Raw genomic sequence first — 22,904 nt, forward strand, 5'->3', positions numbered from 1 at the left:
CATCGTGGCTTGTCGCGCCGTTCCCCGCGCCCCCAAATGACTCACGCCGGTCGCGTCGGTGCCCGGTGCGGGGGTTGCTGCGGGGCCGGTCCCGGACGGAGTGGCGGCACCGCCCGTACCGCCGGGCTGTCCGCGTCCACCGTCACCGGCTCGCCGTGGTGGTGGACGGTGAGCGGCGGGCCGTCCAGGAGGGTGTAGGTCGCCTTGTCCGCCCCGATCTCCACCCGCAGCCGGCTCCCCCGCAGCTGCAGGTTGAAGGAGAGACGGCGCAGCCGCTCCGGCAGCCGGGGCGCGAACCGGGCCCCGTCGTCGTAGTGGCGCATGCCGCCGAAGCCGGCCACCAGCGCCATCCAGGTACCGGCCAGGGAGGCGATGTGCAGTCCGTCGCGGGTGTTGTGCTCCAGGTCGTCCAGGTCCATCAGCGCGGCCTCGGCCGTGTAGGCGTGGGCCAGCGTCAGATGGCCCGCCTGGGCGGCGACGACGGCCTGGCAGCAGGCGGACAGGGAGGAGTCGCGCACCGTCAGCGGTTCGTAGTAGGCGAAGTTGCGGGCGATGTGCTCCTCGTCGAAGTACGCCCCGCAGGTGTACATCGCCAGCACCAGGTCGGCCTGTTTGACGACCTGTTTGCGGTAGAGGTCGAAGTAGGGGAAGTTCAGCAGCAGGGGGTACTGCTCGGGGGTGGTGTTCGCGAAGTCCCACCGCTGGTAGCGGGTGAATCCGGCGTGCTGCTCGTGGACGCCGAGTTCGTGGTTGTAGGGGACGTGCACGGAGTCGGCGGCGTCCCGCCAGGCCGCGCTCTCCTCCGCGTCGACGCCGAGCCGCGCGGCCTGCCGGGGGTGGCGCTCGACGGCGTCGGCGGCCGCCAGCAGGTTCGCCCGGGCCATCAGGTTCGTGTAGGTGTTGTCGTCGGCGACCGCGCTGTACTCGTCGGGGCCGGTGACGCCGTCGATGTGGAAGGCGCCGCGGCTGTCGTGGTGGCCGAGCGAGCGCCACAACCGGGCGGTCTCCACGAGGAGTTCGACGCCGGTGTCCCGTTCGAAGTCGCTGTCGCCGGTGGCCGCGACGTAGCGGACCACCGCGTCGGCGACGTCCGCGTTGACGTGGAAGGCTGCGGTGCCGGCCGGCCAGTACGCCGAGCCCTCCGAACCGGCGATGGTCCGCCAGGGGAACGCGGCCCCGTCCAGACCGAGCTGGGTGGCGCGTTCGCGCGCGGCCGGCAGGGTGTTGTGGCGCCAGCGCAGCGCCTCCGCGACGGCCTGGGGCGCGGTGTGGGTGAGGACGGGCAGCACGAACATCTCGGTGTCCCAGAAGGCGTGACCGTCGTATCCGGAGCCGGTCAGGCCCTTGGCGGGTATCGCGCGCTGTTCGGCGCGGGCCCCGGCCTGGAGGACGTGGAAGAGGGCGAAGCGGACGGCCTGCTGGACCTCCTCGTCGCCGTCGACCTCCACGTCGGCACGGGACCAGTAGTCGTCCAGGTAGCCGCGCTGTTCGTCGGCGAGCCCCTGCCAGCCCTCGTGCGCGGCGGCGGCCAGGGCCGCGTCCACCTGGTCGGCCATGGCGGGCAGCGAGCGCACCCCGGACCAGCCGTGGGCGACGAACTTCTCCACCCGCAGCCGCTCCCCCGGCTCCAGCACGGAGGTGACGGTCAGCCGGGCCACGTCGGTGCCGCTCTCGGCGTCCGTGGTGGTCCCCCCGGGACCGGCGACCGTGTGATCGGCGGCGACCGCGACCCGCAGGCCGCTGCGTTTGGTCCGGTGCACCAGCCGCAGCCGGCGTCCGGCGGCGAAGCCGTCCTCCTGCGCCAGCGGCGACTGGAGCGCCACCGCGGCGCGCGGGTCGCCGTTCGCCCCGGGCAGCTGCTCGTTGGCGACCAGCTCGGACTGGACCACGATCCGGCAGCGCCGGTCGACCGCCTCCACCTCGTAGGCGACGGCGGCGACCGCCCGCTGGGTCAGCGACACCAGGCGGGTCGAGCGCACCCGTACGGTGGACCCGGCCGGGGAGGTCCACTCGCAGGTCCGCTCCAGGACGCCCCGGCGCAGGTCCAGGACCCGTTCGTGGGCGACGAGGCGGCCGTAGCGCAGGTCGAAGGGCTCGTCGTCGACGAGCAGCCGCAGAATCTTGCCGTTGGTGACGTTGATGACGGTCTGTCCGGACTCCGGGTAGCCGTAGCCGGCCTCGGCGTACGGCAGCGGGTGCACCTCGTGCACGCCGTTGAGGTAGCTGCCGGGCAGCCCGTGCGGCTCGCCCTCGTCGAGGTTGCCGCGCCAGCCGACGTGCCCGTTGGACAGCGCGAACACCGACTCGCTCTGCGCGAGCACGTCCAGGTTGAGGGCGGTCTCGCGGACCGTCCAGGGCTCCACGGCGTAGGCCCGTTGGGTGATCACTCCTTGCCTCCCAGTTCGGCGAGGTCCTTGACGACGGTGTCCGCGCCGTGTGCGTACAGGGCGTCCGTCTGCCCGACGCGGTCCACACCCACGACGTACCCGAAGCTGCCGGCGCGACCCGCGTCCATGCCGGCGAGGGCGTCCTCGAAGACAGCGGCGTGGGCGGGCTCGACGCCGAGGTCGTGGGCGGCGGCCAGGAAGGTGTCGGGGTGCGGCTTGCCGGGCAGGTGCCGTTCGGCGGCCACCACCCCGTCGATGCGGACGTCGAAGAAGTGCTCGGCGCCGATCGAGCGGAGCACGTCACGGCAGTTGGCGCTGGAGGAGACGATCGCGGTGCGCAGGCCCTGGGCGCGGACCGCCTCCAGGTAGCGCAGGGTGCCGTCGTAGGCCTCGACGCCGTCGGTGCGGATCTTCTCCAGGAGCAGTTCGTTCTTGCGGTTGCCGAGGCCGTGCACGGTGGCCGCGTCCGGCGGGTCGTCCGGGGTGCCCTCGGGCAGGTGGATGTTCCGGGACTCCAGGAAGGCGCGGACCCCGTCGGCGCGCGGACGTCCGTCGACGTACTCGTCGTAGTCGGCGACCTTGTCGAAGGGCCGCTGGCCCTCCTGGCCGCGCAGGAAGTCGTCGAAGGTCTCCTTCCAGGCCGCCGCGTGCACGACGGCCGTCTTGGTGACGACCCCGTCGAGGTCGAAGAGACAGGCCTGGATGGTGTCGGGCAGTCCGAGTGCTGTCATGTCCGGCATCTTCCCCACCGGACGGCTTCCAGGGGGTGGTACACACCACATCCCGGCCCGATGTCACACTTTTTGCGTGCCGCTGACTTTCGACGACCTCCTGGACCGGGCCCGTTCACTCACCGGACGCGGTCCGCGCGCGATCCTGGGCATCGCGGGCGGCCCCGGCGCCGGCAAGTCCACGCTCGCCGAACGGCTGGTGCGCGAACTCAACGGCGCCGGTGAGCCGTGGGCGGCGCAGGTGCCCATGGACGGCTTCCACCTGGCCGACGCCGAACTGGACCGGCTGGGCCTGCGCGACCGCAAGGGCGCGCCCGCCACCTTCGACGCGGGCGGGTACGCGGCCCTGCTCCGGCGGCTGCGCGAGGACACCGGTGAGGTGGTGTACGCGCCCGGCTTCGAACGAGTCCTCGAACAGCCGTTGGCGGGCGCGGTCCCGGTGCAGCCGACGGCCCGCCTGGTGGTGACGGAGGGCAACTACCTGCTGCTGCCGGACGGACCCTGGGCGCGCGTGCGACCGGCCCTGGACGAGGTGTGGTTCTGCGAGATCGAGGAGACCGAGCGGATCCGGCGACTGGTCGCCCGGCACGAGGAGTTCGGCAAGGGACACGAGGAGGCGGTGGCCTGGGTGGCGGGCACCGACCAACGCAACGCCGACCTGGTCGCGGCGACCCGCGACCGAGCGGACCTGCTGGTCCCCCGGACCGTCCTGACCTGAACGTCACCGGCACCCAGAGAAGCGCCCTGAAGAGGCGCCCCCGAAGGGGCGCTGGGGGTACCCCCGGCCGAAGGCTGGGGGAGGAACTGGGCGACAAGCCACAACGGCGCGGCACCCGGACAACGGCCCATAGCGGGACGCACAGAACCGCACCGCACACGCAACGGTCCGCTCAGCGGCCGGTGAGCGCCAGACCAGGAACACCGTGCGCGTCCTGCGGCCCGACGACGGCCGTGAACGCCTCGGTCCGCACGGTCAGATCACCGTCGAACGACGGCGTGAACGCCCCGCCGGGCCCGTACCGTACGGCGAACACGTGCAGGTGCTCCGGCGCGCCCGGCGCCGGTTCCGCCTCGTAGGCCGTGGAGCTGACCAGGTGGCGCCAGCCCTCGTCCGGGTCGCCATAGCCGCGAGGGTCGGCGGCGAGCGCGAACGCCGCCTGCTCCTGGGTGAGTTCGTCGCGCGCGTCGAAGTGGTCGGGGCCCTGCCGTGCGGGGTGGGTGAGGCGCAGCGCGCCCGCCGCGGCGACCTGGCCCTCGGCGACCCGCCGCACCCGGTCGCCGTCGTCCGCCGCGTACGGCAGCCCGGCCAGCAGGTACGGCGTCCCGTCGAACCGCTCCACGGCCACCGTCACCCACAGCCGGGTGCCGTCCGTGACGTACAGGGAGCGCACGTGGCGCAGGACGTGGTCACGGCCCACCACCGGCTTGCCCACGAGCTTGGCGGTCAGGCCGTCCGCGTGCAGGTCCCGGACCCGGACCTCGCCCATCGGCCGGCAGTACAGGAACCCGTCCAGGACCGGGCCGAAGCCGTGCTGCCGGTCGACCGCGGCCGGCAGGTGGTAGGTGCCGCCCGCCTCGACGAGGGACGGGGTCATGCGGTGGTCGAAGGCCACCGACACGGATCCCGCGCGCAGTTGGTGGCGGGCCGGGGCGGTCGAGGGGGTGCGGTGCCAGGGGGTGGTGTCCTGGATCTGCCAGACCAGCATCCAGGCGAAGTGCCCGTCGACGCCGCCGTCCGCCCTGACCGCGTGCCGGCCCCAGTGGGTGTCGCCCCGGTAGCGGCCGAGGTCGGAGCCGATCCGGTCACCGAAGTAGCGCAGACCGAGGACGGCCTCGAAGCCGGAGTGCTGTTCGCTGTAGCGGGGGCCGCCGTTGTCGAAGCCGCCGTTCGGCAGGCGGGCGTCGAGGTAGCGGGCGAGCGCGTCGCCGTCCTCGGCGAACATCGCCTCGCCGCTGATCCGGTGCGCCTGGGCGAGGAAGGACAGGGAGATCGGGCCGTAGTTGTTGTCGTAGGCGCCGCCGTGCTCGGGGGGCAGCAGGGCGCCGCGGTCCAGGACGCGGTGGGCGCGGATCCGGTCCCGGTACAGGGCCAGTGCCCGCTCACGGACCGGCTCGTCCTCCCCGGGTGGCAGGTGCCGTGCCAGCATGAGGCCGCCGACCACGCACCCGATGGCCTGGTTGCCGGCCTCCTGCGGGTTGAAGAAGGTGGCCTCGGTGAGCCAGCGCCAGTAGCCGCGGCTCAACGCGAGGAGTTCCGCGCGCTGTTCGTCGGCGACGAGACCCTCGGCGAGGTCGAGGACGTCGACCGCCTGGAGCAGGGCCCACACCGTGCTGGGCCAGTCCCCGACGGGGTGCGCGCCCGGCGCCAGGACGTAACGGGCGTACGGGAGGCCGGAGTCGCGGACGGTGAGGTTCGGGTAGCCGGGGTTGTCCTCGGTGTACACCCGCTCGCGGAGGTGGAAGGCGAGGCTGCGGCGCACCGCCTCGGGCAGCCGGGCGTCCTTGCCGCGCTGCCAGGCCAGGGCCAGCAGGGACGTGACGCCGAGAGAGGTGTCGCCGATGTCGTCGTCGGCGTCGGGGTGTTCGAGACCGCCCTCGGGGGTGAGGCGGGCCAGGGCCTGTTCTACGACGCCGGCGAGGACGGCGTCGTACGCCTCGGGGGTGGCCGGCAGGTCGTGCAACGGGCCGAGCTGGCGCGGGAGATGCATCGGAGGAGGTCAGCCCTTCGTGCCGGAGGTGGTCATGGGTGGGTCGTCGGGGGCGGGGGGCGGGTGCGGGCCGCGACGGGCCCGGACGGAGAGGGTCAGTGTGTGCGGGCCGTGTCCGCCGAGGAGGACGCGGTTCCCGGTCGTCGCGTCGGTGCCGCCCGCCAGGGTGTGGTCCTGCCCGGGGTCGTACCGCAGTACGTCACCGCGGTCCGGCCCGGCGAGCGGCTCGCCGGCCTCGACGGCGGCCTCGACCCGGATCTCGTCGTCACCTGCCCGGTAGGTCATGGGTCCGGCCGTCAGACACCAGCGTCCGGCGCCGAGGGGGACGGCGCCCGTGAGCAGTCCTCCCGGCCGGAAGGCCAGTTCGAGGGCCCAGGGCACCCGTGGTCCGCCGATGTCGATCCGCAGGTCGACGCCGTCCTCCCGCAGGTCCGCTTCGACGCCGGTCGTGTGGGAGACCTCGTCGCGGGGCCGGTCCGGGAAGGCCATCGCGGCCGAGAAACGTCCCTCGTCCTCGATGCGGTAGGCGCCGTCGTCCCGGCGCCTGTCCGGAGGCAGCGGCTGGTAGTAGGCGGCCGTGACGGTCTCGGTGAGCCGGTAGCGGTTGCCGGACAGTCGTCGCATGTCGGCGGCGCGGAACGGGCCCAGGTCGAAGAAACCGCGGGAGAGCCGGACCGAGTCGAGGACGGCGTCGCCGGCGAACAGCCGCAGGAAGGTGGGGTTGCGGGCGAGCCCCGAGCGGATCCGCCGGTGCCCGGGCACGTCCGAGCCGCCGTACAGGACGCTGTGCGCGGTGGCTGAGGCGCGTGAGGCCAGGCGGGACGAGGTGAGGTACCGGTCGCGGGGCAGGGGTTCCGGCGCCGGTGCGGGCAGCGGACGGCGCAGGTCGGGGGTGAGGAGTGTCTCGGCGAGCAGGGTGGGGTCGTCGACGCCGCCGGCCGCCGCCCACCGGGCCGCCCGGCCGAAGTCGCCCCGTCCGGTGCGGATCGCGAACAGCCGGTAGTGCGGCAGGTAGGGCGCGAGCGGGAACGGGTGGTCCTGGTCCTGGCGGCGCGAGTGGACGGTCTCCACCGTGCCGTCCGGTCTGATGAGGTCGAGGGTGGCGGTGAGGTTGCGTTCGACGGCGTCCCGCAGGTCGGCGCGGTCGAGGACGTCGGCCAGCAGCAGCAGCGACGGGTTGGAGACGTGGGACGCGTAGACGGCGCTGCGCTCCGAGTACAGCCCGTCCGCGTCGATGTCGACGCCCTCGGCGAGCCACTGCCCGATGCGGTCGGCCAATCGGTCGTCCGGGAAAGACCGGTGCAGCCGGGCCAGCGCCGCACACAGCTCCCAGCGGTGGTTCGGTGTGTGCACCCCGCCGGTCCGCAGGCTCGCGGCGGCCGCGCCGGCGATCTCGGCGAGGGCGGCGGCGACCCCGCGCAGCTCCGGTCCGGCGGCCGCGGCCAGGACGTACGCGTCGCACACGTCGTTGACGGTGAACGCGGAGTCCGGCGGTGACTGGACGTTGTCGCCGCCGTCGAAGAGGCCGGTGGCGGTCTGCGCGGCCCACAGGGCGCCGACGTGGGCCGTCGCGGCCGCGACGGCCCGGCCGCTGCCGTGCAGGGCCGACTCGGGGGAACGGTACGCCGCGACCAGCGTCTTCACCCGGCGTGCCAGGGTGCGGTGGGGCACGCCGACGGGTCGCTCCTCGGGGTCGGCCGTCAGCGGGGCGGCGAGCCGGTCGGCGGCGGCCGCCACCGCGCCGACGAACTCGTGGTCCAGCGGGGTGGGCACGGTCAGTCCTTCAGTCCGGCGTTGATGTCGGCGTTCATGACGTACCGCTGGAACACCAGGAAGACGAGGATCAGCGGGATCATGGAGATCACCGATCCGCCGAGCAGCACCGACCAGTTGATGTTCTGCGCCCCGACGAGGCTCTGGATGCCGATCTGCACGGTGAACTTGTCGGGGTCGTTGAGCATCAGCAGCGGCCAGATGTAGTCGTTCCACCGCCACTGGAACGAGAGGATCGCGAGCGTCAGCATGATGGGCCGGGAGATCGGCACCATGATCCGCAGGAAGATCGACAGCTCCCGCGCGCCGTCGATGCGGGCGGCCTCGACGAGTTCGTCGGGGACGGTGAGGAAGAACTGGCGGAACATGAAGCATCCGGTCGCGGTGAGCACGGCCGGCAGGATGATGCCGCCGAAGGTGTTGTAGAGGCCGAGGTCGCGGACGACCAGGAACTCCGGGGCGAGCATGACCTCGGACGGCAGCATCGTGGTGGCCAGGATGCACAGGAAGAAGAACTTCAGCCACCTGTTGTCGTACTTGGCCAGCGCGTACCCGGTGCAGCAGCTGACGCCCACCGTGAGGATCGTCGTGATCACGCACACGAGGGCCGTGTTGACGAAGTACCGGGAGAAGTTGGCGCTGTCCCAGGCCGCCTGGTATCCCGACAGGGTGGGGTGGTGCGGAAGCACCGTGAGCGGAAGGGAGAACAGGTCTCCGGCCGGTTTGAAGGAGCTGAGGACGAACCACAGCACCGGCAGCCCGTAGAGGGCCGCCAGCACCCACAGCAGGGTCGTCGCGGACACCGCGCCCCGCAGCCCGGCGCGTCCCCCGCCGCGGGGCCGCTTCCCGGAGGGTGCGCGCACGGAACCGGCGTCGGCCGGACGCGGGGTGTCTGTGGTGGTCATCGGTTCTCCATCCGCCGGTTGGCGACCAGCTGGACGATCGCGACGGCCATCAGGATGAGCATGAGCACGAACGACGCGGCGCTCGCGTAGCCGATCTGGCCCCGGTTGAATCCGGTCTGGTAGATGTACTGGACGAGCAGGTTGTTCGAGGTGCCCGGTCCGCCGTTGTTGAGGGAGACGAACAGCGGGTATTCCTTCATCGCGTTGATGGTGTTGAGAAGGACGACGATGAACGAGGTCGGCGCGATGCTCGGCAGGGTGATGCTGACGAACTGCCGCCAGGGACCGGCGCCGTCGAGCGAGGCCGCCTCGTAGTACGAGGTGGGCACGTTCTTGATCGCCGCGATGAACAGCAGCATCGAGAAGGCGGTCCCCCACCAGGCGCCCGCCATCACCACCACGCCCAGCGACAGGTCCGCGTTCGACTGCCAGGCGATCGCGTGCCCGCCGAGCTTCTCGACGACGTAGTTGACCAGTCCGAAGTTCTCGCCGAACAGCCAGCGCCACAGGACGCCGACGACGATGGGCGAGATGAGCCACGGGACGAAGAAGACGACGCGGGCGATCGAGGCGCCCTTGGCCCGCCTGCTCACCACGAGGTTGGCGACGAGGAGCGAGAGCACGAAGTTCAGCGGGACGACGAGCACGGTGTACAGCAGCGTCCGCAACAGCGCGTCGTAGAAGGTGGAGTCCCCGAACAGGTTCGTGTAGTTGTCCAGTCCGACGAACCGGAACGCCCCCACACCCGTGTAGTCCGTGAAGGAGTAGACGAGCCCGATCACCGCCGGCCAGACGAAGAACAGCGCGAAGAGCACCACGTTGGCCGCGACGAGGACGAGGGGCGCGAGGGTGTGGGTGCCGCGTCGCCCGGGCGGGCTCCCGGACGCGTCCGAGGCGCTTTTTGTCATCTTCCTGACTCCGTGCTGTGGGAAGGGGTTGCTGTGGGCCGACGCCGTGAGCCGGGCGTCACGAGGGTGTCCGGGGGCCGGGCGGCGGCGGGTCGGGCCCGCCACCGCCGGGCACCGGGGCCTACGACGCGCCGCCGACCTGCTGGTTGTAGCCGGCCACGATGTTCTCCAGGGCCTTGTCGGCCGACTGCTGGCCGTTGATCGCCTTGCCGAGCTCCGTCTTGGTCGGGTCCTCGGTGAGGCTCTTGCCCTTCAGCACCCAGTTGGTCTGCGCGGTGTTGAAGTAGCCGGAGATCGGGGCGTAGAGCGGGATCTCCTCGTTGTACAGCTTGAACGCCGCCTGGGCCGCGTCGGAGGTGAAGGGGTACTTCGGGCTCAGACCGCTCTCGACGGGCAGGAACCCGGAGGTCTCGACCAGCTCGGTGTACTGCTTCGGGTCGTACACCCAGGACACGAACTTCTTCGCGGCGGTCGCCGCGGCGCCGTTGTTGTCGAAGCCCACCATCATGCCGCCGCTGTTGACGTCGCTGGCCTGCACCGGCTGGGCCGGGGTCGGCACGCTCGCCCACTCGAACTTCTTGATGCTGTCGGCGAAGGCGGCGACCTGCCACACGCCGGACCAGTAGGCGACCACGTCACCGCTCTGGAACATGGCCGACGGGTCGGCGCCGCTGGTCCACACCGACTTCGGCATGACCTTGTCGTCGTTGAGCCCGACGAAGTACTTCACGGCCTTCCTGGTCGCGTCGTCCACCGAGAAGGTGCCCGAGTCGTCGGCGTGGACGTACTGCCCGCCCATCTCGTACACCATGGCGCGCAGCCGGGACGGCGACTGGTCGAAGGTCAGGGAGTACTTGGCGCCGGTCTTCTCGCGGACCTTGTCCGCCGCGGCGACGAACTCGGTCCAGGTCCAGGTCCCGGAGGGCGAGGCGGGGAAGGAGACCCCGGCCTTCTCGAACAGGGACTTGTTGATGAACAGGCCGGACGCGGTGACGTCCGAGGGGATGGACAGCACCTTCCCGGACGAGTCCTTGGCGAGGAAGTTCGGGTTGATGCGGTAGCTCTTGTCGCCGGCGACGGAGCTGAGGTCGATCAGCTTGTTCGACCAGATCGGGTCGAGGGCGGGCACGTCGGCGACGTCCGGCAGGGAGTTGGCCTGCGCGGCGTTGTGCAGCTTCGTGGGGTAGCCGTCGTAGGGGATGTTGACGAGCTTGACGTCGACGCCAGTCTCCTTCTTGTACTGCGCCACCAGCTTCTTCCAGCCCGCGTCCTGGCCCGGCACGGTGGAGATCCAGAACGTCAGCGACTTGGCGTTCCCGCCCGAGCCGGAGCCCGAGCCGCAGGCGGAGAGCAGCAGGGCGCCCGCCGTGGCGGCGGCAGCGAGGGGAACCAGGCGGCGCATACCGCCGCGGCCGAGTCGGCGAGAGCGCCGCACACCCACAGTGGTCATCTTCGATCCCATTTCGTCGAGGGACGGGGCACGGCGCCGACCGAGGCGGCACGGGTGCTCTTTGCAGGGGAAGTCGCTTTCCGGGGGGCGCGGCCTCGCCCGGCCGCACAGTCCGCGCGGGGCGAGATCCCCGGCCGTCCTGGCCGTCACCGCACGGGCACGCCCTCGTGCGGTCGCCGTACGTCGCGTACGGGCTGGGAGGCTCGCCCCAAGCCGGCGTCCCGGCCGGCTTAGAAAGCGCTTGTCCGGACATTGGCAGACCGACTCGGAAGCCGTCAATCCTTCGTCTGCGCGCCTTCGGTCACGTTTTGGACTCCCTTGGCCACCGCGAGCCGGGCCGCGCCCGCCACGGTGCCGAGATCCCCGATCTGGCTGCTGACCACCTCGGTGGGCCAGCTCAGGCGGCCCAGCTCGGCCCGCACCCCGGGCAGGAGCTGCGGGTCCGCGCCCGTGCTGCCGCCCAGGACGAGGAGCCCCGGATCCAGTACGGCGGTCACCGCGGCGGCCAGCCGGCCCACGTCGGCGGCGTGCCGGGCGACCAGCCCGCGGGCGGGTTCCCGGCCCTCGGCGGCCAGGGCGAAGAGCCCTTCGACGGTACGCGGGCGCGGTCCGTCTCCGGCCTGCCAGGCCCCGGCGGCGCGGCGCATCAGGGCCTGCGACCCGACGTAGGCCTCCAGGGCCTCCTGGCGGGGCGCCCGGTCGTCGTCCCAGGGGTACGGCAGCCGGGCCAGCTCGCCGGCCGCCCCGTTCGCCCCGCGCACCACCCGGCCGCCGATGACGATGCCGAGACCGATGCCCACTCCGATCCGCAGGTAGCCGAAGGTGTGGCGTCCCCGGGCCGCGCCCTCGTGGAGTTCGGCGAGGGCGGCGCAGTTGACGTTGTTCTCCAGGTGCACGGGGACGCCCGGCGGCAGCGCGACGGACACCGCGTCGAAGACCGGGCCGGCCTTGGCGGTGGCCGGGCGCATCCCGGTGCCCGCCAGGTCCGGCGCGGTGACGTCGCCGACGGCGACCACGATCGCCCGCAGCGGGGCGCCGGCCGGCAGTGCGGCCAGCGCCTCGCGGACCGCGTCGGCGGCCCGCTCCCGCGGGGTGGCCGCCTCGGCGAGCAGGGTGCCGTCCAGGGCACAGCCCCGCACCCGGGTGCGGGCCGGGCCGAGGTCGACGGCGAGGACGGTTCCGGAGGCGGGTCCGAGCCCGTAGACGGCGGCGGAGCGGCCGGTGCCGCTGGACGCGGTGCCGGAGCAGGCCGCCAGCCGCGCGCCCTCCAGTTCCGCTACGGCGGCGGACACCGTCGGTTTGGACAGGCCCGCGAGGCTCGCGAGCTGTGGCCGGGTGGCGCTGCCGGCCTGGGCCAGCACGGCGAACACCGCGGCGGCGCTCTCGGTGAGGCGGGGGGTTTCAGTCACGGCGTGTTCCACGGTTCCCCCGGGGGTCGGGGCCGCGCTCCCCGGGTGGCGGGACGCGGCGATGCGATGCCCTCGCGTCACACGGTCCCGCTCTGCGGCGGTGCTCCGTCGATCGACCGCGTGACGACTCTTGACGCACTGTACTTCGTTAGTTAACTTCCTAACGAAGTACACGGTACTCGCCTGCCGTGCTCCGCAAGAAGCCCGTCCCGGGGCTTCCCGAATCTCCCGACTCCCGTTCGGCCAGGCACGGTTCGCCCGCCGTCGCGGCACAGTGCCGGGCTCTGCGGCGCTCTTCGCCCGGACGACGAAAGAGGATCCGTGCAGGACGCCCCTCCTTCCCCCCTCGTGATCGGCATCGACGTGGGAGGCACCAAGACCCGTCTGCGCGCGCTCATTGGCGCGAGCACGGTCGCCGATCACGTCCGTTCGAGCAGCGGCTGGCGGCCGCACGATCCGGAAGCCGCCGCCCGCTGGCTGACCGCGCTGGTCCACGAGACCCTGCCGGCCGGCGCCCGGCCCGCCGCGCTCGCCGTCGGCGGGCACGCCTGCGAGACCCCCCGCCAGTGCGCCGGGATCGCCGCCGCGCTGCACGCCCGACTCCGCGCGCCCGTGCGGGTCGTGGGCGACGCCGAACTCCTCGTCCCGGCCGCCGGCCTCACCGAGGGCGTCGGCCTGGTCGCCGGCACCGGCTCGGTGGCGGTCGGACGGCTCGCCGACGGCCGTCCCGTCCAGGTCGGCGGCTGGGGCGCGGTCCTCGGCGACGAGGGCGGGGCCGCCGGCCTCGTCCGCGAGGCCGCCCGCGCCCTGTGGGCCGCACACGACCGCGGCGAGCCACCCGACGCGCTGGCGACCGCGCTGACCGCCGCCTTCGAGGTGGCCGAGGTACCCGCGCTCGGCGCCGCGCTGGAGGGAGTCTCCGACGTCTCGGCCGACTGGGGCCGGCACGCGCCGGTGGTCTTCGCCGCGGCCGACGCGGGCTCCGTCCTGGCCGCGGAGGTGGTGGCCGACGGCGGCCGCGCGCTGGCCGGTCTCGTGGCCCGGCTCGCCGCCCGTGGTCTCGCCGTGGACGACGTGGTGGTGGCGGGCGGCACGATCCTCTCCCAGCCGCGCCTGTACGACGCCTTCGCCACCGCCCTCGCGGCGGCCCTGCCGGATGCCCGGCCACGCCCGTTGCGCGACCCACCGGTCGACGGGGCGGTGGCGCTGGCGCGTTCGCTCCTGTGAGCGACCCGGCCGTGACCCGTGCGCTCACCCGCCCCGGGCCGCCGGCCACCCCGCACAAGACCCCGCGGACGGTTCGACCGCGTCGGGCTGAACTCCGGCAGGCCGCGGGCCGTACCCGTGTACACGGCAGACGGTCTGCCGGTACGACTCGTGCAGCGGTGACGCACCCGGCGGCGGGAGCGATACGACAGTGGGGCCCATGATCCTGCTCCCGATCGTTCCCGACACCGCGGGCCCGGTGTCCCCGCGGGGCGGATGATGGCAAGCGAACAGCACGTGCTCGATCCCGGCGACCTGGCCGATCCCGCGCCCGCCCCGCGCCCGGCCCCCGCGGTCCGGCTCACCGCCGCCCTACGCGCCCGGCGCCGATGGCTGGTGCCGGTCCTGGTGGTGCTGCTGCTCGCCCAGATGGCGGCCGCCATGGTCACCGCCGCCGTCCAGCAGACGCCCACCATCGACGAGCCGGTGTACGTGGCCGCGGCCACCGACTACCTGCACGAGCACCGGCTGCGGTACAACCCCGAGCACCCGCCGCTCGGCAAGCTGATCGTCATGGGCGGGATCGCGGCCGCCGACCCGCACTACGACCCGTCGTACCCGGGCGATCAGGGCCAGGTGGGCCGGCATCTGCTGTACGCGTCGGGCAACGACCCCTGGCGGCTGATGCTCTGGGCCCGGCTGCCGGTGATCGTGCTGACGCTGCTGTTCGCCCTGGTCGCCTTCGCCTTCGCCCGCGAGGTGCTCGGTATAGCCGCCGGGCTGCTCGCACTGGCCCTGTACTGCTTCTCCCCCGATCTGATCGCGCACGGCTCGCTGGCCACCCTGGACGTGCCGTCGGCCGGGTTCGTGCTGACCTCCGTGTGGCTGCTGTGGCGGGCCCGGCACCGCCCCCGGCTGTATCTGCCCCTCGCCGGGGCCGCGTTGGGCGCGGCGGTGGCGACCAAGATGAGCGTGCTGCCGGCCCTGGCGCTGCTGCCCGCGCTGGCGGTGCTCTCGGTGTGGGGCCGGCGCCGGGTGCGGCGCGCGCTGACGGCCGCCGCGGTGGTCACGGTGACCGCGGTCGCCGTGGTGTGGCTGTCGTATCTGGCCGTCGACCCCCGGTTGCGCCAGGCGTCCGCGGTGCCGGTCCCGGCGATCCACGGTCCGCGGGGCCTGCTGGTGGATCTGATGCCGTTCCCGCACGCCTACCGGGACGGCATGCGGCTGCAGTTCGGCCTGGAGGACTATCCCTGGCAGGGCTATCTGTTCGGGCACCTCTACAGCGGTTCCCGCTGGTACTACCTGCCCGCCGCGCTGCTGGTGAAGACCCCGCTGGGCATGCTGGTGCTGTGGGCGGCCGGCGCGGTCGCGGTGGTGGCCGTACGGCGGCTGCGGCCGGCCGCGCCGTTCGTGCTGGTGCCGCCCGCCGTGCTGCTGGCCTCGGCGATGACCGGGTCACGGGACTTCGGGACGCGGTACGCGCTGTTCATGCCGATGTTCCTGGCGGTGGGCGGGGCCGCGGTACTGGCGGTGCGGTGGCGGTGGTCGCGGCCGGTGGGCGGGGCGCTGCTGCTGTTCGTCGCGGTCAGTTCGCTGCGCACCTTCCCCTTCTATCTGCCGTACTCCAACGAGGCGTTCGGCGGTCCCGCGGAGACGCGTCTGCGGCTGCACGACTCCAACGTGGACTGGGGCCAGGACCTCGGCCGGCTCGCCGACCGGCTGCGCGAGCGCTACCCGGGCGAGCGGGTCTGGCTGGTCTACAAGGGCAGTGGCATCCCCGCGTACTACGGCATCCACGCCACCGATCCCCGTACGGTCCCGCCCGGTGAGGTGCACGGGCTGCTGGTCGTCTCGGACTCGTCGGTGGCCAAGGCAAGGGGCCCGCTGGCCGCGCTGATCGACAGCAGCCGGGCCGTGGACGACGTCGGGCATTCCATCACCGTCTACCGGCGCTGACCGCCGGAACCCGGGCGTCCGCCCGCCCCGTTGTGGCCTTCCGGCCGCCGACGCCGGCGGGCGGCCGGGAGGTCGCGGGGCCGGTCGGGCGGGCTGCCGGGCGGCCGTCGCGGCGGGCGGTCGGCACAATCCCTGGTCACCACGGTCCGTGAGCTATGTTGAGTTCTCGTGGGAGACAAAGGAGGCGCTTCGGTGCCATCGCCGCAGCAGGCTCGCGCCCAGGCGTCCGCGATCACCTCGGGCAAGACGGTGCCGGAGGCGGAGGCCGCACCCACCTCCCAGCTCCGCGAACTCTTCGACGGCCCCCGGCTCTCCCCCGGGCAGCGGCGCATCGCGCAGTACCTGATCGACCACATCACGGAGGCCGCCTTCCTGTCGATCACCGACCTCGCCGAGCGGGTCGGGGTGAGTCAGCCCTCGGTGACCCGGTTCGCGGGCGCGGTCGGCTTCAGCGGCTACCCCGCGCTGCGCGAGCGGCTCCAGTCGATCGCGCTGCGCACCCTGGCGGGCGGCACCGGCGCCGCCACCGAGCACCGCAGCAACGAACTCCAGGCGGCCGTGGACGCCGAGATCGAGAACCTGGAGAACCTCCGCCGGGACTTCGCCGACCCGGACCGGGTGATCTGGATCGGCCGCGAGCTCTCCCGGTCCTCCCCGCTGACCGTGCTCGGTCTGCGCATCTCCGTCTCGCTGGCGGAGTACTTCGCCTACGCCGCCCGGCGTATCCACCCCGACGTACGGCTGGTGACCCGGGGCGGCAGCGTGGCCTACGACGCGCTCTTGCAGTCGCGGGAGGCGGGCGGCACCTGGGTGCTGGCCTTCGGGATGCCCCGGCACGCGCAGGAGACGCTGACCGCGATCCAGGTGGCCCGCACCGCGGGTCTGCGGGTCGCCCTGGTGACCGACCTGGCGCTCGGCGCGCTGGCCGACGAGGCCGACGTCACCTTCAGCACCGGCATCGGCTCCCGCCTGGTCTTCGACACCTACGCGGCGCCCGGTCTGATGGCGGCCGCCCTGCTCCAGGCGATGACCGACGCCGACCCCGAGCGCACCCAGGCGCGCCTGGAGGAGTACGAACACGTCGCCGAGCAGCACCAGTTCTTCCTGAGGGACTGACCCCGGCGCGCTCGCCGCCCCGTTCCCCGCCTCCGTCCTTCCCTTCGCTCCCCTCCGCTCCCCCAGGTGCCGCGGAAATCCGTAGGGGATCATTCACCGCAATTCGCGCATGAATGTTTTCATACGTCTTGCAAACCACTCGGCATATATAAATACTGCTCACGGACCGCCCCGGCACCCTCCGGGACATGTTCCGCAACCGAGGACGCACCGCTCGCACCCGCCCCGAGAAAGCCGACGGACCGCCCATGCGCACGCAGCTCCCACCGCAGTGCCGGCGGCCCGCGGCCGGGGTCCCTGCACGGACAGCCCCTGCCGCCGTCTCCTACCCGCGTCGGCGCCGGGAAAGTCCGAACGGGCATCGCCTGCGCGATTCGCCCGCGGCGGCTCCGGCCATCCCCTAGGCCGGAGCCGCCCAGACACCCGTCGACCACCCTTCCCGACGCCGCACCACGGAAGAGCGATGACCATGACCCTGACGACGACCACCCGCATCACCTCCGACTGGCCCTGCCAGGTCAAGACGCCGGGCAGTTACGACTGGGAGCGCTCCGCCACCAAATGGCTGCGTGAGCTGGTGCCGGCCCGCTACGGCAGCTACCCGGCCCTGATCCGGCACCCCGTGCTGCTCGCGCGCCACGCGCAGATCCAGGTCCAGCACGAGATCCGGGTGGCCCGCACCGCACTGCAGACCGCACGGACCGAACTGCCCCTGCTGGGGCTGCCGGAGTCGGTCATCGAGCACACCATCAAGCTGTACGCGGCTGAGGTGCTGCAGCTCCAGCACATCGCACGCAGCGTCCGCGTGGTCACCGAGGCGCTCGTCGGCCACAGCACCGGCCGCTGACCGACGGACTCCGGCGTCGTTCCCGGGTGCGCGCGGGGTACCCGCTCCCGAACGGATCCGGCACGGGAGTGATCGGGCACCCCGTCCTGTGCCATGCTCGATCCGTGACGAGCGAGCACGCCCCGCCTGTCGGAGCCGGCGAGCCTGTGGCCCTGGCCATGGTCGTGGCCCGGCAGCGCGCCGAGCTGGACCGGCTGCGGGAGCAGACGGCCACCGCCGCCGTGGTGGAGCGGGCCACGGGCGCGCTGATGGCCACCTCGGGCTGCTCCCCCGACGCCGCGCGCGAGGCGCTGGTCCAGCGGGCCCGGGCCGGACGGCGCACCCTGATCGAGGAGTGCTGGCTCACCCTCGGCGCCCTGATGCCCGCCGTATCCCAGGCCGCCGGTCCCGTCCCCGAACCTCTCGAACCCCCCGCCCCGGCGGCCCCGCGCACGCCACCCGCCCCGTCCGGTGGCCCCGGGACGCTCGGCCGTCTCGGCGCCTCCCTCGTGCACGTGCGTTCCCCTCGGGAGCTGGCCGCCGCGCTGCTGGAGCACCTGGCGGACGCGGTCGGGGCCGACGCGGTGCTGCTGTACCGGCGGCCGCCCGGCCAGGGACTCGAACTCATCGGCCACGCGGGGGTCGATGACGGGCTCGCCGCCCAGTGGCACCATGTCCCGCCGCTGAGCGGGTTCGCCCCGCTGGAGAGTCTCAGGTCCGGTGAGCCGCTCTGGCTGGAGCACTTCGCCCGGGACCTGCGGAAGTACCAGCTGATCGACGAGCCGCCCGGGCGCTGGAGGTCTCGGGCCTGGCTGCCGGTCACCACCGGGGACGCCTCGGGTGTCAGCCTCGGCGTGCTGCGCCGGCACGGCGCGCCCTTCGACCCCGGGGACCGCGAGCTGCTGCGGGCCGTCGCCCGGCTGTGCGCGGGCCGGCTCACCACCCTCGGCGCCCCGGCGGAGCCACCCGCGGCGCGGTTCTCCCAGGAGGTGCAGACGGTGCTGGACGCGCTGGCCGGGGCCACCGTCCTGCTCACCCCGCTGCGCACCGCCACCGGGGAGGTCGAGGACTACCGCATCGAGGCGGCCACCCCGGACGCCGTCGACATACTCGGCCGCACCGGCCGCGAACTGGTCGGCGCGCACATCCTGGAGAGCTATCCCTCAGTCGCCGGGGAGGCGCTGTGGCAGGGGTACCTCAAAGCGCTCGACGGGGAACCGTACGAGGGTGAACCCTACGTCCACGAGGAGACCCTCGCGGGGACGACGGTACGGGCCGCCTACTCGGTGCGGGCCGCGCGGCTCGGCGACGGGCTGCTGGTGACCTGGCTCCGGCACGACCTGGAGGGGCGCGAGGAACAGCGCCTGGCGGACATGCAGCGGCTGGGCAACCTCGGCTGGGCGAACTGGAACCTGCTCACCCGTCAGGTCACCTGGTCGTCCCAGGTGTACACGATCCTGGGCCGCGACCCGGGACGCGGCGCCGTCGCACTCGATCTGCTGCCGAACCTCGTACTGCCCGAGGACGCCCACGCGTTGGCCCGCGCGGTGGCCGAACTGGCCAGGCACGGAGGATCGTTCGACGTCCCGTTCCGGATCAGGACCGGTGACACGGTCCGGCATCTGCGGGCAGTCGCGGAGGGCGTGACCGCCCCGGACGGCATGGTCGTCGAGGTGCACGGCTTCGTCCAGGACCTGACCGCGCAGCGCAGCGCCGAACTCGCCCTGGTGGACAGCGAGCGGGCGATCCTGGTGCAGCGCGGGGTCCTGGAGGCCGAGCGCGCGCTGGGCATCCGGCTCCAGCACGCGCTGCTCCCACTGCCCAGCGGGCCGGTACGGCTGTGCGGGCTGCGCGTCGAGGTGGCCTACCTGCCCGCGCAGGCGGGGGTGCACGTCGGCGGCGACTGGTTCAGCGCCATCGAACTTCCCGACGACTCGGCCCTGTTCGTCATCGGTGACGTGGCGGGCCACGGCGTGGACGCGGTCGCGACGATGGCCCAGCTCCGGTTCACCGCCAAGGGCATGGTGACCACCGGCTCCTCGCTGACCGGTGCGCTCGCCCGGCTGAACTCCCTCCTCCTGCACACGCGTGACAGCCAGTCCACCGCGACCCTGATCCTCGCCCGGTACCAGCCCGCCGAGCGCCGACTCACCTGGGCCCAGGCGGGTCACCTGCCGCCGCTGCTGGTGCGCGGGGGCGAGGTCCGGCGGCTGGACCGTCCCGAGGGCATTCTGCTCGGGGCCACGGCCGACCCGGTGTACGAGTCGGCCGAGTTCCGCCTGGAGCCCGGCGACCGGCTGCTGCTGTTCACCGACGGCCTGGTGGAGCGGCTCGGCGAGGACGTCGACCTGGGCCTCACCCGGCTGGCCGACGCCGTCCGCACCCCCGAGCCCGGATCCCTGGACGAACTGCTCGACGCGATGCTGGAGGGCGAACTGCGCGACGACGTCTGCGTGCTGGACATCCGGGTGCCGGCCGCGGACGACGCGCGGCGGGACGGTCAGCCGTCCGCCTGACCGGTGCGCGACTCCAGTGCGCGGCGGGTGTCGTCGCCGTAGACGCCGCGTTCGTCGCCGCTGATGCCGTACCAGATCTGGAAGCGTTCCACGGCCGCGGTGAGGGCGGTGTCGTACGTGCCGGCGGTGGAGCCGTCACGGTAGACGTCGGGGACGCGCAGCAGACGCCGTTCCAGGTCGACGACCTCGGGACCGGTGTCGCCCTCGCGGAGGGTGCCCGCGCCGTCGGGGTCGGTGGCGGTGTCCGTGGCGGGCGCGGTGCCCGGCGGCGCCTCGGTGGCGGACGGCGCGGGCTGAGCGGCCGCGGCGGAGTCCCCGCGGCCGGGCAGCAGGAGTGCGCAGCCGAAACCGACCAGGGCGGCCGCGCCGACGGCCACCACGGTGGCGGCCCTGCGCAGTCCTGGGCCGAAGCCGAAGGAGCGTGCGGAGCGGGGGCCGTGGGCGGTACGCGGGCCGCCCGGGACCGGTGGCAGCTCCTGGGTGTCGTCCTCGGTGCCGGCGTCGGGCCACCGCTCACCGCCGACGGCCTCGAAGCCGGCCGGAGCCGACGGTCCGCCCGCCAGCCCGCCGGTCCGGTTCCCGGCCTGTCCGCCGGCCTGCTCCCCGGGCCGTGCGGCGGTCCGTCCGCCACCCTGTCCGCCGGTCCCGTGCCCGGGCCGTCCGGCGGTCTGTCCGCCGGTCTGTCCACCGGTCCTTCCACCGGTCTGTCCACCGGTCTGTCCGGTCTGTCCGCCGGTCCGGGAACCGGCCTCTCTCGCCTTCTCGTCGGCCTCCGCCTCCTCCCGGATCTCGCGCATCAGCTCCGCGAGAGCGTCGAGTCGGCGGGGGCGCAGGACCCGGACCGGTTCCAGGATCGGCCCGCGGTGCGGTCGTTCGGGGTCGGGCGGTGTCGACACACTGCTCTCCTTCCACGTCCCGTACGCGCGGGACGTCCGCGATCCCCGGGAACACATACGGCGGGACCGGTCCGCCGGTTCAGCCGGAGCCGGACGAGAGGCTGGAGTGCACTCAGTTCCCGATGATCGTGCACTCAGTGCCATCGAGCTGGCCGAGGTGCTACGTTCGCGTCCATGAGCTCCAGCAGCGTGCCACCGCCCGCGCGGCCGACCATGCGGGACGCCCTGGTGGCGGCGGCCTTCCGGCTCTTCCTGGAGCGCGGTTACGAGCAGACGACCGTCGACGACATCGTTGCCCTGGCCGGGGTCGGACGGCGCTCGTTCTTCCGCTACTTCCCCTCCAAGGAGGACGTGGTCTTCCCCGACCACGAGGGCTGCCTGGCAGACATGACCGGCTTCCTCGCGGCGAGTCCCCCGGAGTGCGAACCGGTGCGGCGGGTGTGCGACGCGGCGCGGCTGGTGCTGCGGATGTACGCGGAGAACCCCACGTTCTCGGTGCAGCGCTACCGGCTGACCAAGCAGGTCCCCGGGCTGCGCGCGTACGAACTGTCGGTGGTGTGGCGCTACGAGCGCGCACTGGCCGAGTACCTGAGGGGCAGGTACGGCGGCCGCCCGGACGGCACCCTGCGGGCGGACGTGATCGCGGCGGCGGTGGTGGCGGCACACAACAACGCGCTGCGGTCCTGGCTGCGTTCGGACGGTGCCGACGACGCGGCGGCGACCGTCGACCACGCGCTCGGGTACGTGCAGTCCACGTTCGGCACCACGGCCGCCGGACCCGCCCCGGACGGATCGCCGGACCCGGCGGCCACGCTCTTCGGCCTGCCCGTGGAACACCCCGACGACGTGGTCGTCCTGGTCTCCCGGCGGGACGCCCCGCTGTGGCGGGTGGTCCAGGAGATCGAGACCGCGTTCGGCCGCGCCTGACACGTCCGCCCCGGCGGCCGGCGCCTTCTTCGCGGAATCCCCGCACTTTTTGGGGTACGCAGTGCCTTTACGGCTGACACTGAGTGCCATACGCTGACGGCGTGCACGGTGGCACGGCGAGCCGGGCGCATGCGTGCCCCGGCCGGTTCCGGGCACGCGGGATTCGGGTTTCCGGGCGAACGCAGGGAGTTGACCAGCGTGTACCACCACTCAGCGAGCGCCGCGCAGTCGGCGGTCGGATTCGCGACGAGCGTCCTCGACCCCGCGCCCGCGGACCTCCGGCCCGCGGAGCACCACAAGGACGCCATCGTCTTCCAGCGCTGCACCTGGTGCGGTACGGCCATGTTCCACCGGCTGCTGTGTCCGGTCTGCCAGGGCAGCGAGCTGCGCACGGAGCGCAGCGAGGGCACCGGCACGGTCCGCCACTCCACCGTGGTGCACCGCAACACGCCCGCCGCGCGCAATGTCTCCCTGATCGAGATGGCCGAGGGGTTCGTCGTACGGGGCCGGGTGATGGGTCCGCCGATCGGCATCCACAGCGGTGACCGGGTCAAGCTCTCCACCGCCAAGGACCCGGTGCGGGGCGAGCCGGTCTTCCAACTGCTCGACGAGCCCTACCGCGCCTGGAGCTGACGGCCGTAAACGTGTTGCGCGGTGCCCCGCCGACCGCGCGAGGATACGGCCATGAACGATGAACCGGCCCAGGTGGCAGCCGCGATCGCGGGCGAACTGCGGCTCATGGACCCCGCGGTGCGCGCTTCCCGGGAACTCGCCGCCGAACTGCTCGACCCGGAGTTCGTGGAGGTCGGCGCGTCCGGCCGCCGGTACTCGTACCAGCAGGCCCTCGGCGGGCTCCCGGACCGGAGCGGCGCGGCGCAGGACGGCCCGCGCTACGAACCCTCGGAACCGACCGGGGTCGTGCTCGCTCCCGGGCTCGTGCACGTGACCTTCGAGGCCCGCCTCGGCGACCGCCGGTCGCGGCACAGCTCCCTGTGGCGCAGGCGGGACGGGGAGGACACCTGGCGGATGTACTACCACCAGGCCACGGTCGTGCCTCCCGGGGTCGAGTAGCGGGCCGCGCCTCCGGGATCCGCCGAGCCGTCCGGGTGCGGCGGATCCCTCCCGTCGCACAGGCAACCCACAGACTCCACTCTCCGTCCTCCGGGGCGCGAGGGGCTCCCCGGGACCGC

General features: G+C 73.2%; 18 protein-coding genes. 9 read left to right on the forward strand and 9 right to left on the reverse strand.

From position 1 onward, the window contains the following. Nucleotides 1-41: 41 nt before the first annotated feature. The gene (locus ACFY3I_RS08340) at nt 42-2,387 is read right to left on the reverse strand and encodes a glycoside hydrolase family 65 protein (protein ID WP_390859923.1); all 2,346 of its coding nucleotides are present in this window, start codon (nt 2,385-2,387) and stop codon (nt 42-44) included. After that, nucleotides 2,384-3,118 carry a beta-phosphoglucomutase family hydrolase gene (locus ACFY3I_RS08345; RefSeq protein WP_390859924.1) on the reverse strand — a complete coding sequence of 245 codons (735 nt, stop codon included), beginning with the start codon at nt 3,116-3,118 and terminating at the stop codon, nt 2,384-2,386. Before ACFY3I_RS08345 ends, ACFY3I_RS08340 begins: the two co-directional genes overlap by 4 nt. 76 nt (nt 3,119-3,194) lie before the next feature. On the opposite strand from ACFY3I_RS08345, the gene ACFY3I_RS08350 reads away from it, so the two are divergent. Next, the gene (locus tag ACFY3I_RS08350) at nt 3,195-3,836 is read left to right on the forward strand and encodes a nucleoside/nucleotide kinase family protein (RefSeq protein WP_390859925.1); all 642 of its coding nucleotides are present in this window, start codon (nt 3,195-3,197) and stop codon (nt 3,834-3,836) included. A gap of 172 nt (nt 3,837-4,008) precedes the next feature. Here the strand turns inward: ACFY3I_RS08350 and ACFY3I_RS08355 are convergent, their stop codons facing one another. From ACFY3I_RS08355 to ACFY3I_RS08380, 6 genes are all read right to left on the reverse strand, one after another. Then, nucleotides 4,009-5,826, reverse strand: a complete 1,818-nt coding sequence (locus tag ACFY3I_RS08355; RefSeq protein ID WP_390859926.1) for a hypothetical protein — start codon at nt 5,824-5,826, stop codon at nt 4,009-4,011. Between the two features lie 9 nt (nt 5,827-5,835). Continuing rightward, the gene (locus ACFY3I_RS08360; RefSeq protein WP_390859927.1) at nt 5,836-7,599 is read right to left on the reverse strand and encodes a hypothetical protein; all 1,764 of its coding nucleotides are present in this window, start codon (nt 7,597-7,599) and stop codon (nt 5,836-5,838) included. Nucleotides 7,600-7,601: 2 nt separating this feature from the next. Further along, nucleotides 7,602-8,504 carry a carbohydrate ABC transporter permease gene (locus tag ACFY3I_RS08365; RefSeq protein ID WP_365289594.1) on the reverse strand — a complete coding sequence of 301 codons (903 nt, stop codon included), beginning with the start codon at nt 8,502-8,504 and terminating at the stop codon, nt 7,602-7,604. Next, a complete protein-coding gene (locus ACFY3I_RS08370) occupies nt 8,501-9,412 on the reverse strand; it encodes a carbohydrate ABC transporter permease (RefSeq protein ID WP_390859928.1) in 912 nt (303 codons plus the stop codon). The genes ACFY3I_RS08365 and ACFY3I_RS08370 overlap by 4 nt, the downstream gene beginning before the upstream one ends. A gap of 121 nt (nt 9,413-9,533) precedes the next feature. Then, nucleotides 9,534-10,862 (reverse strand): ABC transporter substrate-binding protein, encoded by a 1,329-nt coding sequence (locus ACFY3I_RS08375; protein WP_390859929.1) that lies wholly within the window; start codon nt 10,860-10,862, stop codon nt 9,534-9,536. 275 nt (nt 10,863-11,137) lie between these two features. Further along, on the reverse strand, nt 11,138-12,271 hold the full coding sequence (locus tag ACFY3I_RS08380; RefSeq protein WP_390859930.1) for an ROK family transcriptional regulator: 1,134 nt from the start codon (nt 12,269-12,271) through the stop codon (nt 11,138-11,140). A 321-nt stretch (nt 12,272-12,592) separates the two neighbouring features. On the opposite strand from ACFY3I_RS08380, the gene ACFY3I_RS08385 reads away from it, so the two are divergent. The 5 genes from ACFY3I_RS08385 (at nt 12,593) to ACFY3I_RS08405 (ending at nt 19,891) form a co-directional block, all read left to right on the forward strand. Further along, on the forward strand, nt 12,593-13,498 hold the full coding sequence (locus ACFY3I_RS08385; RefSeq protein WP_390859931.1) for an N-acetylglucosamine kinase: 906 nt from the start codon (nt 12,593-12,595) through the stop codon (nt 13,496-13,498). Nucleotides 13,499-13,753: 255 nt separating this feature from the next. Then, on the forward strand, nt 13,754-15,433 hold the full coding sequence (locus ACFY3I_RS08390; protein WP_390859932.1) for a glycosyltransferase family 39 protein: 1,680 nt from the start codon (nt 13,754-13,756) through the stop codon (nt 15,431-15,433). A gap of 192 nt (nt 15,434-15,625) precedes the next feature. Continuing rightward, complete coding sequence (locus ACFY3I_RS08395) at nt 15,626-16,549, forward strand: MurR/RpiR family transcriptional regulator (RefSeq protein ID WP_365289588.1); 924 nt, start codon at nt 15,626-15,628, stop codon at nt 16,547-16,549. A gap of 463 nt (nt 16,550-17,012) precedes the next feature. Then, nucleotides 17,013-17,396, forward strand: coding sequence for a hypothetical protein (locus ACFY3I_RS08400; protein ID WP_390859933.1), 384 nt, complete (start codon nt 17,013-17,015; stop codon nt 17,394-17,396). Between the two features lie 158 nt (nt 17,397-17,554). Then, the gene (locus tag ACFY3I_RS08405; RefSeq protein WP_390860111.1) at nt 17,555-19,891 is read left to right on the forward strand and encodes a SpoIIE family protein phosphatase; all 2,337 of its coding nucleotides are present in this window, start codon (nt 17,555-17,557) and stop codon (nt 19,889-19,891) included. On the opposite strand, the gene ACFY3I_RS08410 is transcribed toward ACFY3I_RS08405, so the two are convergent. Then, nucleotides 19,876-20,787, reverse strand: a complete 912-nt coding sequence (locus ACFY3I_RS08410) for a peptidoglycan-binding protein (protein WP_390859934.1) — start codon at nt 20,785-20,787, stop codon at nt 19,876-19,878. The two genes, ACFY3I_RS08405 and ACFY3I_RS08410, sit on opposite strands and share 16 nt — an antisense overlap. A gap of 174 nt (nt 20,788-20,961) precedes the next feature. On the opposite strand from ACFY3I_RS08410, the gene ACFY3I_RS08415 reads away from it, so the two are divergent. The 3 genes from ACFY3I_RS08415 (at nt 20,962) to ACFY3I_RS08425 (ending at nt 22,785) form a co-directional block, all read left to right on the forward strand. Then, nucleotides 20,962-21,714, forward strand: a complete 753-nt coding sequence (locus ACFY3I_RS08415; RefSeq protein WP_390859935.1) for a TetR family transcriptional regulator — start codon at nt 20,962-20,964, stop codon at nt 21,712-21,714. A 198-nt stretch (nt 21,715-21,912) separates the two neighbouring features. Continuing rightward, on the forward strand, nt 21,913-22,347 hold the full coding sequence (locus ACFY3I_RS08420; RefSeq protein WP_365289585.1) for a zinc ribbon domain-containing protein: 435 nt from the start codon (nt 21,913-21,915) through the stop codon (nt 22,345-22,347). Nucleotides 22,348-22,398: 51 nt separating this feature from the next. Beyond that, entirely contained in the window at nt 22,399-22,785 is a 387-nt protein-coding gene (locus ACFY3I_RS08425; protein WP_365289584.1) for a nuclear transport factor 2 family protein, read from the forward strand. Nucleotides 22,786-22,904 lie beyond the last annotated feature (119 nt).

Origin of the sequence: Streptomyces sp. NPDC001068 (assembly GCF_042897315.1) — a bacterium.
In the GTDB taxonomy this organism is placed as follows: domain Bacteria; phylum Actinomycetota; class Actinomycetes; order Streptomycetales; family Streptomycetaceae; genus Streptomyces.

Excerpts from the sequence above, each read along its gene's own strand:
- ACFY3I_RS08370 (WP_390859928.1), bottom strand. The coding sequence starts at position 9,412 with ATGACAAAAAGCGCCTCGGACGCGTCCGGGAGCCCGCCCGGGCGACGC.
- ACFY3I_RS08365 (WP_365289594.1), bottom strand. The coding sequence starts at position 8,504 with ATGACCACCACAGACACCCCGCGTCCGGCCGACGCCGGTTCCGTGCGC.
- ACFY3I_RS08390 (WP_390859932.1), top strand. The coding sequence starts at position 13,754 with ATGATGGCAAGCGAACAGCACGTGCTCGATCCCGGCGACCTGGCCGAT.
- ACFY3I_RS08355 (WP_390859926.1), bottom strand. The coding sequence starts at position 5,826 with ATGCATCTCCCGCGCCAGCTCGGCCCGTTGCACGACCTGCCGGCCACC.
- ACFY3I_RS08375 (WP_390859929.1), bottom strand. The coding sequence starts at position 10,862 with ATGACCACTGTGGGTGTGCGGCGCTCTCGCCGACTCGGCCGCGGCGGT.
- ACFY3I_RS08405 (WP_390860111.1), top strand. The coding sequence starts at position 17,555 with ATGGTCGTGGCCCGGCAGCGCGCCGAGCTGGACCGGCTGCGGGAGCAG.
- ACFY3I_RS08345 (WP_390859924.1), bottom strand. The coding sequence starts at position 3,118 with ATGACAGCACTCGGACTGCCCGACACCATCCAGGCCTGTCTCTTCGAC.
- ACFY3I_RS08425 (WP_365289584.1), top strand. The coding sequence starts at position 22,399 with ATGAACGATGAACCGGCCCAGGTGGCAGCCGCGATCGCGGGCGAACTG.
- ACFY3I_RS08400 (WP_390859933.1), top strand. The coding sequence starts at position 17,013 with ATGACCATGACCCTGACGACGACCACCCGCATCACCTCCGACTGGCCC.
- ACFY3I_RS08415 (WP_390859935.1), top strand. The coding sequence starts at position 20,962 with ATGAGCTCCAGCAGCGTGCCACCGCCCGCGCGGCCGACCATGCGGGAC.